Source organism: Mycobacterium sp. TH-M15 (genome assembly GCF_057473705.1).
The window spans coordinates 1-2,315 of the sequence record NZ_JBYCLB010000627.1; the positions used below are offsets into that span (position 1 = coordinate 1).

The 2,315-nt window shown below is 71.2% G+C and carries 3 protein-coding genes; all 3 read left to right on the plus strand.

Annotation, left to right across the window (positions count from 1 at the left end; translation table 11 throughout):
- Positions 1-39: 39 nt before the first annotated feature.
- A complete protein-coding gene (locus AC2VNT_RS15320) occupies positions 40-900 on the plus strand; it encodes a ParA family protein (protein ID WP_486947669.1) in 861 nt (286 codons plus the stop codon).
- Positions 888-1,706 carry a segregation/condensation protein A gene (locus AC2VNT_RS15325; protein ID WP_486947671.1) on the plus strand — a complete coding sequence of 273 codons (819 nt, stop codon included), beginning with the start codon at positions 888-890 and terminating at the stop codon, positions 1,704-1,706. The genes AC2VNT_RS15320 and AC2VNT_RS15325 overlap by 13 nt, the downstream gene beginning before the upstream one ends.
- 13 nt (positions 1,707-1,719) lie before the next feature.
- A partial coding sequence (scpB, locus tag AC2VNT_RS15330) for an SMC-Scp complex subunit ScpB (RefSeq protein ID WP_486947670.1) occupies positions 1,720-2,315 on the plus strand: 596 nt, incomplete at its 3' end.

Here is a 2,315-nt window from a genome sequence, read left to right on the forward strand (position 1 = left end):
CGGCCGGTCCGGGGGCAGCCACCCGTTAGACTCTTGCCGATGTCTGCCGACGACGACTCCGCTGCGGTCGGGTTGACCGGGCGCCCCAAGCGGGTGATCCCGGAGCCCGCGCCGCGCTCGTCGCACGGCCCGGCCACGGTGATCGCGATGTGCAACCAGAAGGGCGGTGTCGGCAAGACCACCTCGACGATCAACCTGGGGGCGGCGCTGGCCGAGTACGGGCGGCGGGTGCTGCTGGTCGACCTGGACCCGCAGGGTGCGCTCTCGGCCGGACTCGGGGTGCCGCACTACGAGCTGGACCACACCATCCACACCCTGCTGGTCGAGCCGCGGGTGCCGATCGACAAGGTGCTGATGGCAACCAAGGTCAAGGACCTGGATCTGGTGCCGTCCAACATCGACCTGTCCGCCGCCGAGATCCAGCTGGTCAACGAGGTGGGCCGGGAGCAGTCGCTGGCCCGCGCGCTGCACCCGGTGCTGGGTGACTACGACTACGTGCTGATCGACTGTCAGCCGTCGCTGGGCCTGCTCACCGTCAACGGGCTGGCCTGCGCCGACGGCGTCGTCATCCCGACCGAGTGCGAGTACTTCTCGCTGCGCGGGTTGGCGCTGCTCACCGACACCGTCGAGAAGGTGCATGACCGGCTCAACCCGAAGCTGACCGTCGGCGGCATCCTGATCACCCGCTACGACCCGCGCACGGTGAACTCCCGCGAAGTGATGGGCCGGGTGCTGGAGCGCTTCGGCGACCTGGTGTTCGACACGGTGATCACCCGAACCGTGCGGTTCCCGGAGACCAGCGTCGCCGGCGAGCCGATCACCACCTGGGCGCCCAGCTCCGGCGGCGCCGACGCCTACCGCGCGCTGGCCCGCGAGGTCATCGACCGATTCAACGCGTGACCACCACCGAGACCGCCGCCGAGGCCGGGTTCCGGGTCCGCCTGACCAACTTCGAGGGTCCGTTCGACCTGTTGCTGCAGCTGATCTTCGCGCACCGCCTCGACGTCACCGAGGTCGCCCTGCACCAGGTCACCGACGAGTTCATCGCCTACACCCGGGAGATCGGGCCGCGGTTGGGGCTGGAGGAGACGACGGCGTTCCTGGTGATCGCCGCGACGCTGCTCGACCTGAAGGCCGCGCGGCTGCTGCCGGCCGGGCGGGTCGACGACGAGGAGGACCTGGCGCTGCTGGAGGTGCGCGACCTGCTCTTCGCCCGGCTACTGCAGTACCGGGCGTTCAAACACGTCGCGCAGATGTTCGCCGAGTTGGAGGCCGCGGCGCTGCGCAGCTACCCGCGGGCGGTGGCCCTGGAGGAGAAGTTCGCCACCCTGCTGCCGGAGGTGATGCTGGGCGTCGACGCCGACCGGTTCGCCCAGATCGCCGCCGCCGCGTTCACCCCGCGGCCGATGCCGACGGTGACCACCGAGCACCTGCATCAGCAGATGGTGTCGGTGCCCGAGCAGGCCCGCCGGCTGATGTCGATGCTGGAGGAGCGGGGGACCGGGCGGTGGGCGTCGTTCGCCGAGCTGGTCGCCGACTGCGAGGCGCCGATCGAGATCGTCGGGCGGTTCCTGGCGCTGCTCGAGCTGTACCGGGCCCGGGCGGTAGCATTCGACCAGTCAGAACCGCTTGGTGTGCTCCAGGTTTCCTGGACCGGCGAACGTCCGGCCGGTGACGACCTGGTGAAAGCGGAATCCGTTGAGTAGTGCTGGACCATCCATGACCGACGAGCAGCGTCCCGAACCGGGCACCCCCGCCGACGAGCCGGGGACCAGCCTGGGAATCGACGTGGCGACCGCGCCCGAGCTCGACGACGCCGAGCTCGGTGCGGTGCTGGAGGCGCTGCTGTTGGTGGTCGATGCCCCGGTGACGGCCGAGGCGCTGGCGGCGGCCACCGAGCAGCCGGTCTACCGGATCACCGCCAAGCTGCGCGGCATGGCCGACGAGCTGACCGGACGCGACGCCGGCATCGACCTGCGCGAGGCCGGCGGCGGGTGGCGGATGTACACCCGCGCCCGGTTCGCCCCTTACGTGGAGCGGTTGCTGTTGGACGGTGCCCGCTCGAAGCTGACCCGGGCCGCGCTGGAGACCCTGGCGGTGGTCGCCTACCGCCAGCCGGTCACCCGGGCCCGGGTGAGCGCGGTGCGCGGGGTGAACGTCGACGCGGTGATGCGCACCCTGCTGGCCCGCGGCCTGATCACCGAAGCCGGCGCCGACGCCGACACCGGGGCGGCCACCTTCGGTACCACCGAGCTGTTCCTGGAGCGGCTGGGGCTGTCGTCGCTGGCCGACCTGCCCGACATCGCCCCGCTGCT

Coding starts and splice junctions, on each gene's coding strand:
- AC2VNT_RS15320 (WP_486947669.1), top strand. CDS start 40: ATGTCTGCCGACGACGACTCCGCTGCGGTCGGGTTGACCGGGCGCCCC.